The sequence below is a fragment of the Terrisporobacter sp. genome (assembly GCF_017888745.1).
In the GTDB taxonomy this organism is placed as follows: Bacteria; Bacillota; Clostridia; order Peptostreptococcales; family Peptostreptococcaceae; genus Terrisporobacter.
Window position 1 is genome coordinate 1 of sequence record NZ_JAGHFM010000110.1, and the last position, 8,734, is coordinate 8,734.

9 protein-coding genes are annotated in these 8,734 nt (G+C 30.0%); all 9 read left to right on the plus strand.

What is annotated here, in order from left to right:
* Nucleotides 1–480: TOBE domain-containing protein (locus J7G74_RS05480; protein WP_297132865.1), on the plus strand; the 480-nt coding region annotated here is incomplete at its 5' end.
* Complete coding sequence (locus J7G74_RS05485; RefSeq protein WP_297132868.1) at nt 473–1,324, plus strand: ABC transporter permease; 852 nt, start codon at nt 473–475, stop codon at nt 1,322–1,324. The genes J7G74_RS05480 and J7G74_RS05485, both read left to right, overlap by 8 nt.
* A 98-nt stretch (nt 1,325–1,422) precedes the next feature.
* Nucleotides 1,423–2,103, plus strand: coding sequence for an ABC transporter permease (locus J7G74_RS05490; RefSeq protein WP_207720675.1), 681 nt, complete (start codon nt 1,423–1,425; stop codon nt 2,101–2,103).
* An 18-nt stretch (nt 2,104–2,121) separates the two neighbouring features.
* Nucleotides 2,122–3,177 (plus strand): ABC transporter substrate-binding protein, encoded by a 1,056-nt coding sequence (locus tag J7G74_RS05495; protein ID WP_297132873.1) that lies wholly within the window; start codon nt 2,122–2,124, stop codon nt 3,175–3,177.
* Between the two features lie 140 nt (nt 3,178–3,317).
* Nucleotides 3,318–4,064, plus strand: coding sequence for a MurR/RpiR family transcriptional regulator (locus J7G74_RS05500; RefSeq protein ID WP_297132875.1), 747 nt, complete (start codon nt 3,318–3,320; stop codon nt 4,062–4,064).
* A 108-nt stretch (nt 4,065–4,172) separates the two neighbouring features.
* Nucleotides 4,173–5,102, plus strand: coding sequence for a 1-phosphofructokinase family hexose kinase (locus J7G74_RS05505; protein WP_297132877.1), 930 nt, complete (start codon nt 4,173–4,175; stop codon nt 5,100–5,102).
* Nucleotides 5,103–5,105: 3 nt separating this feature from the next.
* Complete coding sequence (locus J7G74_RS05510; RefSeq protein ID WP_297132879.1) at nt 5,106–6,986, plus strand: fructose-specific PTS transporter subunit EIIC; 1,881 nt, start codon at nt 5,106–5,108, stop codon at nt 6,984–6,986.
* Nucleotides 6,977–7,828: a class II fructose-1,6-bisphosphate aldolase gene (gene fba, locus J7G74_RS05515; protein WP_297132882.1), complete on the plus strand. Its 852-nt coding sequence runs from the start codon at nt 6,977–6,979 to the stop codon at nt 7,826–7,828. Before J7G74_RS05510 ends, fba begins: the two co-directional genes overlap by 10 nt.
* 178 nt (nt 7,829–8,006) lie before the next feature.
* Nucleotides 8,007–8,734: 4Fe-4S binding protein (locus J7G74_RS05520; RefSeq protein WP_297132884.1), on the plus strand; the 728-nt coding region annotated here is incomplete at its 3' end.

Here is an 8,734-nt window from a genome sequence, read left to right on the forward strand (position 1 = left end):
CATGACCAAGAAGAAGCACTTTCTATGTCAGACACAATAGTTGTAATGAACAAAGGTAAAATACAACAAATGGGAACTCCTGAAGACATATATAATGAACCTGAAAATGCTTTTGTTGCTAGATTTATAGGTGAAAGTAACATAATAGATGGTATTATGCATGAAGATTTCTTAGTTGAATTCTGTGGCAAAAACTTTGATTGCGTTGATAAAGGGTTTGAAAAAGATGAGGAGATTCAGATTGTAATAAGACCAGAAGATATAAAAATGGTTAATCCTGAAGAAGGTATGTTAAGTGGTGAAGTTACATCTTGTGTATTTAAAGGTGTTCATTATGAAATGACAGTAGAGTCTTGTGGTATAACTTGGTTACTTCACAATACAAAATCAGCAGAAGTTGGATCTGAGCTTGGTATGGATATCTATCCAGAAGACATACATATTATGAAAAAAACAGGTGATGATGAGTCAAATGAATAATAGAGAGAATAAATTAGGCTTAAAAATAACTTCTCCATATATACTATGGAGTGGGTTATTTATAGTAATTCCTTTATTTCTAATAGTATTTTTTGCTTTTACAAATAGTGAAAATGGCCAATATACATTCACATTGCAAAATTTTAAAGAATTAATGCAACCAATGTATTTTAGAATATTTTACAGATCAATTAAGCTGGCAATAATATCAACGGTATTATGTTTAATTATAGGTTATCCTACAGCTTATATAATTACTAAAACAAAAGCATCAAGGCAAAATACTTTACTTATGCTTGTAATAGTTCCAATGTGGATGAACTTCTTACTTAGAACTTACGCATGGTCAGCAATTTTAGGAAGAAATGGAATAATAAATACGATAATAACTACAATAGGTTTTCAACCTATAAATATTTTATATACAGACACAGCGGTGATGTTAGGTATGGTATATAACTTCTTACCATTTATGATATTACCAATATATACAATATTATCAAAATTGGATAAAGATTTAATAAATGCGGCTAAAGACTTAGGAGCCAATGGACTTCAAGTATTTTATAAGATAATATTACCACTTAGTATGCCAGGTGTAGCATCAGGTATAACAATGGTATTTATGCCAGCGGTATCTACTTTTGTAATTTCAAAATTACTAGGTGGAGGTCAATTCATGTTAATTGGTAACTTAATTGAACAACAATTCATGTCAGTTGGTAACTGGCATTTTGGTTCTGCAATATCAATCTTCATGATGATAGTCATTTTAATTTCAATGGCGATACTTAATAAATTTAGTGACGAGTCAGATAAGGAAGGCGGTGGATTACTATTATAAAGAAATTCACATCAAATATATATTTAACTCTTGTATATTTATTTTTATATGCACCAATAATATCACTTGCAGTATTTTCATTCAATGATTCTAAATCAATGGCAAAATGGAATGGATTTTCTTTAAGATGGTATGAAGAGTTATTCCAAAACGAAAGAATATTAGATGCGCTTTATTATACAGTATTTATAGCTATAGTAGCATCTTTAATAGCTGCAGTAATAGGAACTATTACTGCAATAGGAATTCATAAAATGAGACATGGTAAGCTTAGAGGTTTATTATTAAATGTAAACTATTTACCAGTATTGAATCCAGATATAGTAACTGGGGTGGCATTAATGTCACTATATGTATTTGTTAACATGGAATTTGGTTTTACTACAATGTTAATATCACATATTGTATTTGATATACCATATGTAATACTTTCAGTTTTACCAAAATTAAAACAATTACCTGCAAATATCGAAGATGCAGCAATGGACTTGGGAGCAACACCTTGGTATGCACTTAGAAAAGTTGTTCTACCTCAAATAAAGCCAGGTATAATATCAGGGATACTTATAGCATTTACTATGTCTATAGATGACTTCGTTATAAGTTTCTTTACAACAGGAAATGGTGTAACTAACTTAGCTATAGAAGTTTACTCAATGACAAGAAGAGGATTAACACCAGAAATAAATGCCTTATCTACATTAATGTTTGGAGCTGTTTTAATATTATTACTTTTATCTAATATAACAGCAAATAAAAAGGCAACTCATAAAGGGTAATAAAAAGGAGGAGACATGATGAAACTTAAAAAAATAATTTCATTAGCATTAACAGTTGTGATGTCATCCACTTTATTAGTAGGTTGCGGTCAATCTAAAAAGTCTGCTCAAGTTCTTAACATATATAATGTTGGAGATTATATGGATGAAGAATTAATAAGCAAATTTGAAGAAGAAACAGGAATAACTGTTGTATATGAAACTTATGATACTAACGAATCAATGTATCAAAAGTTAAAAAGTGGAAGTACAAAGTATGATTTAATATTTCCATCAGATTATATGGTAGAAAAACTAATAGATGAAGATTTAGTGTCAACAATAGATTACTCAAATATTCCTAATTATAAATATATAATGAAGAAATTTAGAGATCCTGCTTACGATCCGGGAAATAAATATAGTGTTCCTTATATGTGGGGTACTTTTGGAATATTATATAATACTAAAATGGTAGATGCAGAGGATGTAAAAAGCTGGGATGTACTTTGGAATCCTAAGTACAAAGGTGAAATACAAATGCTAGACTCTGTTAGAGATACTATGGGAATTTCATTAATAAGATTAGGTCATTCAATAAATACTCAAGATTTATCAGAAATAGAAGCAGCTAAAAAAGAGTTAATAAAACAATTGCCTCTTGTACAAGCTTATGTAAATGATGATGGAAAAGATAGACTAGTAGTTGGAGATGCAGCTATGGGTATAGTTTATAATGGGGATGCTTTAGTTTTAATGGATGAAAATCCAGACTTAGCTTATTCTGTTCCAGAAGAAGGAACTAATGAATGGGTTGATGCTATGTGTATTCCTAAAATAGCTGAAAACAAAAAAGAAGCTGAGATGTTTATAAACTTTATGTTAGATCCAGATAATGCTCTTCAAAATGTTGAGTATATAGAATATTCAACGCCACATGAAAAAGCATATGAAATGTTAGATGATGAAATGAAAAATAATCCAACTGCTTATCCAGATAAAAATGTATTAGATAAGTCAGAAGTATTTTTAAATTTACCACCTGATATACTTAAAGTATATGAAGATGCTTGGACAGAAATTAAATCTCAATAAGATTTTAAATAGGAAGATATGGTTGTTTAAATATGACCATATCTTTTTTGCATAGAAAAAATTGAAAAATATAAAAAACTTGATATAATGATTTTAGATAAAATTGAAAATATTTTCATAATATAAGGGGGGAGAGTCTTGTGTTAATAGAAGTAAATAAAGATATAATGCAAAGTCTTACAAAAACAGAAAGTGAAATAATAAGATTTATAAATAATAATGAAGATAGATTATCTGAATTATCTATAGTTGATATTGCCTTTGATACTTATTCTTCTCCAGCAACAGTATCTAGGGCTATAAGAAAATGTGGAGTGAATGGATTTAATGAATTAAGATATAGACTTATATCTAAAACTAACGATGATGAAATTTATAATATGGGGGAAATAATAAATAAATCTTTTATAGAAGCTAGGCAAGTTATTGATAGAATTTCTGTTACAAATGTATTAAACATAGTAAATTGCCTTACTGAATCAAAAAAAATTTATGTCCTTGCAAGGGGGCTTACTTGCTATGTAGGACAAGAATTTACTTTAAAACTTCAATTATTAGGATTTAATGTAATATTTCTTGATGATCCTAATATTATGGAAATAAAAACAAGAAGTTTGAATAGTGATGAAGTAGTTTTTATATTTTCGTTGAATGGAGAAACACCAGAGTTAATTGAGTCGGCTAAAAATGCCAATAGCTGTGGTTCTAAAGTTATAACTTGTTGTTGTAGTGAGAACTCATCTCTTATAGAATGTTCTGATTATAATCTAATAGGATTTAAACATAATCATGTTTCTATAAAAGAATATGAAGTGTCTTCTAGAGTTTCTTTATTTATGATGTCTAGAATAATTATAGACTATATGTCAGCACATTTAGAATTATAAATTAGTCTCTTAATTAAAAAATGAGATAAAATCGTTTTCATATTATGAAAAGATTTTCATCTCATTTTTTTTTATAATTTGAATATAAGATAAAGGGAGGAATGAAGCATGATTTATACATTAACTACAAATCCTGCCATAGACATGAATATATGTACTAATTCAATAGAAAGAAAACTTGTAAATAGAACACATGATGTTGTTTATTCAGCAAATGGAAAAGGTTTAAATGTAAGTTTTGTATTGAAACATTTTGGAATAGATTCAAAGGTGTTAGGTTTTTTCGGAGGATTTTCAGGAAAATACATTATTGAAGAAACTGAGAAAAAGGGAATAGAAATTTTTCCAGTGGAAGTTGAAGATACAACAAGGATTAATATATTTTTAAATGATGGTGAAGGAGAGTTTAAATTTGTTAATGCAGGTTCTTTCGTAGCTAAGGAGCAACAAAAAGAAATGCTTGATAAAATGAAAAGTTTTAATGATTTAGATTATTTATCAATAAGTGGAAGTTTACCACCAGGCATAGATACATCTTATTATGAAGATATACTTAAAATTTGTGAAGAAAAGAAAACAAAGGTCATTCTAGACATTAGTTCTCCAAAACTAAAATGTCTATTAAAATATAAACCATTTTTAATTAAACCAAATGATGAAGAAATAGCAGATATTTTTGGAATTATTGTTAGAGATGAAGAAGATATAAAAGATGTTCTGAAATATTTACATGAACAAGGAGCACAAAATATCTTTCTAACTCTAGGAGAAAAAGGGTCTTATTTTTATAATGGTGAAAATATCTACTACACAAGTGCACACGAAGTAAAACTTTTAAGTTCTGCTTGTGCTGGAGATTCGGCTTTAGCTGGTTTTTTAAGTATATGGCTTGAAGATATTAGTAGTGAGGAAAATATCGAAAAAGCGCTTAAAAGAGCTTCAGCAACAGGAGCTAATGTGGCAGAGAGTAATGCAATAGGTGATTTAAAAAAGGTTGAACAATATATGAAAGAAATTAAAGTGAGAAGGGTGGAATAATCTATGGGTAAAAAGATTTTAGCAGTTACAGGTTGTCCTACAGGAATAGCTCATACTTTTATGGCAGAAAAAGCATTAAAGTTAGCTGCAAAAGAGCTAGGATGTGAGATAAAAGTAGAAACAAATGGAGCAATAGGTGTTGAAAATGCATTAACAGCTGAAGAAATAAGAAAGGCAGATGCGATAATAGTTGCTTGTGATAAAAATGTTGATATGGAAAGATTCAACGGAAAGCCAGTAATAGAAGTTCCTGTAACAGATGGAATGAATAAGGCTCATGAACTTATACAAAGATGTATAGATAATAAAGTTCCAGTAAGACAAGGTAGTGTAAGAATAAATAATGATAATGAAGAAAAAGTTTCTTTAGGTCATCAAATATATAAACATTTAATGAACGGTGTATCTCACATGCTTCCTCTTGTAGTGGCAGGTGGTGTACTTACTGCAATATCATTCTTATGGGGAATATTCTCATTTGACCCAACATCAGATCAATATAACGTGATAGCAGCTACTATAAAATCTATTGGTGGATTCTCAATGGGTCTTATGGTTCCAGTACTTACAGCTTTCATAGCTCAATCAATAGCAGGAAGACCAGGTATGCTTGCAGGTTTTGTAGCAGGTATGATGGCTAATGATAATGGTTCGGGATTTATTGGAGGTATAATTGGGGGGTTCTTTGCAGGTTATTTCACATTATTAATCGTTAACAGTTTAAGAAAACTTCCAAGACAATTAGAAGGTTTAAAATCTATATTTATAGTTCCAATAATAACAGTTTTTGCATCAGGATTATTAATGGTTGCTTTAGGAGGACCTTGTTCAGCTCTTAATGAATCAATGATGAACTTCTTAGCAGGAATGCAAGAGTCAAATCCTATAGCTTTAGGTTTAGTAATTGGAGCTATGTCAGCATTTGATATGGGAGGACCAGTTAACAAAGCAGCATATGTAACAGGAACAATGTTATTAGCTCAAGGTAACTATTTATTTATGGCTGGGGTATCTGCAGCTTGTATAACACCACCACTTGTAATAGCACTTGCAGCAACATTCAAAAAAGACAGATTTACAGAAGATGATCGTACAGCAGGTTTATTAAACTACATACTTGGATGTACTCATATAACTGAAGGTGCAATACCTTTTGCAGCTAAAAATCCATTAAAAGTTATACCAGTATTAATGGTAGGTTCATCAATATCAGCAATATTAACTTATATGATGAAAATTGAAGTTCCAGCTCCACATGGAGGCTTCTTAATACTAGGATTAGTAAATAAACCATTATTATGGGTAGGTTGTATATTAGCAGGTTCAGCAGTAGGTGCAATATTATATATATTAGTAACACCAAAAGTAAAAGTAGAAAAAGATAATTCACAATTGGTATCAGTTAATATAGAAGCTAAATCAGACGCAAAATCTTTATATAATGAAAATACTGTAGTATTAGAATTAAAATCTACTACTAAAGAAGAAGTTTTAAAAGAAATGGCAGACTTATTATATCAAGATGGTGTACTAGAAAATAAAGAAGAATTTTTAAATGAAATAAAGAAAAGAGAAGAAGTATCTTCAACAGGATTTGGAAATGGAGTAGCAATACCTCATGCAAAAACTAAAACTGTTGTAAAACCGAGAGTAGCAGTTGGTATATCTAAAAAAGGATTTGAATTTGATTCAGCAGATGGGCTTCCAGTCCACTTGATATTTATGATAGCAGCAGGGGAAGGAGATAATGACCTTCACTTAAGAACATTATCTTCATTAGCACAAAACTTAATGGAAGATGATTACGTTAAGGCTATATTAGAAAGTAAAAATAAAAAAGAAGTAGTAAGATTACTGAATGGAGAGGTAGAAATATGTCATTAGTTACAACTAAGCAAATGTTATTAGATGCACAAGCAAATGGATACGCAGTAGGTGCGTTTAATGTGGAAAATATGGAAATGGTTATGGCTGTTGTAGGTGCAGCAGAGGAGCAAAAGTCACCAGTTATCATGCAAACTACACCTTCAACTGTAAAATATGCTGACTTTGATTACTTTTATGCTAATGTTAAAGTAGCAGCAGAAAAAGCAAGCGTTCCGGTAGCGATACATTTAGATCATGGAAATAGCTTTGATTTAGCAATGAAGGCTTATAGAACTGGTTATACATCAATAATGATAGATGGCTCACATGGTAGTTTTGAAGATAACATAGCTTTAACTAAATCAGTAGTTGAAGTATGTAAAAATGGAAATGTTCCTGTGGAAGCTGAGCTTGGAAAAGTTGGTGGAAAAGAAGATGATTTAGATGGAGGAGACGGTGGATATACTGACCCTAATGAAGCTAAAGAATTTGTTGAAAAAACAGGTGTTGATTCATTGGCAGTTGCTATAGGTACTGCTCATGGAGTGTACAAGGGAGAGCCTAAATTAGATTTAAATAGATTATCTAAAATAAGGGAGTTAGTTGATGTACCATTAGTATTACATGGCACATCAGGAGTTTCAGATGAAGTAGTTACAGAATGTGTTAATAGAGGGATTTGTAAGGTTAACTATGCTACAGATTTAAGAATAGCATTCACAAATGGAGTTAAAAAAGTTTTAGAAGCAAACCCTGATACAATAGACCCTAAGAAATACAATGCCCAAGGTCGAGAAGAAGTAAAAGAATATGTAAAAGCTAGAATGGTTGCATGTAAGAGTGTAGGCCAAGCTAAGTAGTAATAGCAATAAAGAACTGTATGTATAGAATAATTATTCTATGCATACGGTTTTTTTAATGTGAATTTAAAAATGTAAATCAATTCCTACATTCTATCTAATAAATTGTAAAAAATATTAAAAGTATATATTAGGCAAAATAACATAATTTAAGCATATAGAAAAAGGAGTTGTTATCATGACAAATGAAAAGCCATTGATGTTACATAGTGACAGAGGATCTGTATTTTACACTCTTAGTGAAGAATTATTAAAAGATGTATCTAAAAGTGGTACAAGAAGAGTAGCTATATGTGGAAGAGTGGAAAATAGTGGAATATTTGATATACCTAAAGAGGCTACACTTAGAGATATAATTGATTTAACTGGAGGAATACTAGATAAAAGAGAATTCAAAGCTGCTCATATAGGAATGCCTCCTTATGGAAGACTTTTAACACAGAAAGACTTAGACAAGGTATTAGATTTTAATTTATTTGAAAATCATATTAGAAGTATTGTTGTGCTTTCAGAAGAAGACTGTATAGTTCAATATTCTAAATACTATATAGATTATGTATACGGTCAACTTCAAAGTGGTAAATCACTAGAAGAATACTTATCAGTAAAAGAGCCTATAAAAAAAATTAGTAAATTATTAGATAGGATTAGTAAAGGTAAATCTAATATGCGTGATATTTATATTTTAAGAACTTTAGTAGATGAAATTAAAGATTTACTGAATCAAGAAGATAATATTATAGAAGATGTATTAAATAATTTTTATGAAGAAATAAATGAACATATAGAAGATAATAAATGTTATACAATGCAATGTAATAATTTAATAAAACTTACCATAACAACAAAATGTATAGGATGTGGTGCTTGTGCCAGAGTTTGTCCAGTAAGTTGTATATCTGGAGA